1 protein-coding gene is annotated in these 328 nt (G+C 64.3%); it reads left to right on the top strand.

Annotated elements, in window-relative coordinates; genetic code table 11:
• A partial coding sequence (locus B3361_RS22275; protein WP_286920363.1) for an EI24 domain-containing protein occupies nt 1-292 on the top strand: 292 nt, incomplete at its 5' end.
• Nucleotides 293-328 lie beyond the last annotated feature (36 nt).

Genomic DNA, 328 nt, shown 5'->3' with positions numbered 1-328 from the left:
GGCCATCGGCCTGTTCATCCTCTCACTGGTTCCGGTGGTCAACGTGGTAGCCGCGCCGCTGTGGCTGATCTTCGGCGTATGGATGATGGCCATCCAGTACATCGACTACCCGGCCGACAACAACAAGATGAGCTGGCAGGACATGCTGGCCTGGCTGCGCCAGAAGCGCTGGCAGAGCCTGGGCTTTGGCGGGGTGACGTACCTGGCGTTGCTGATCCCGGGGGTGAACGTGCTGATGATGCCGGCGGCGGTGGCCGGGGCTACGTTGTTCTGGGTCCGGGAGCGGGACTGATCCCTGGGCGTTACGCGATCTCTGTAGGAGCGGCCT

This window comes from Pseudomonas sp. UBA6699, from assembly GCF_002454615.1.
GTDB lineage: Bacteria > Pseudomonadota > Gammaproteobacteria > Pseudomonadales > Pseudomonadaceae > Aquipseudomonas > Aquipseudomonas juntendi.
Note: the sequence above shows the minus strand (reverse complement) of the source record. Positions and strands in the feature narration are given on the sequence as shown.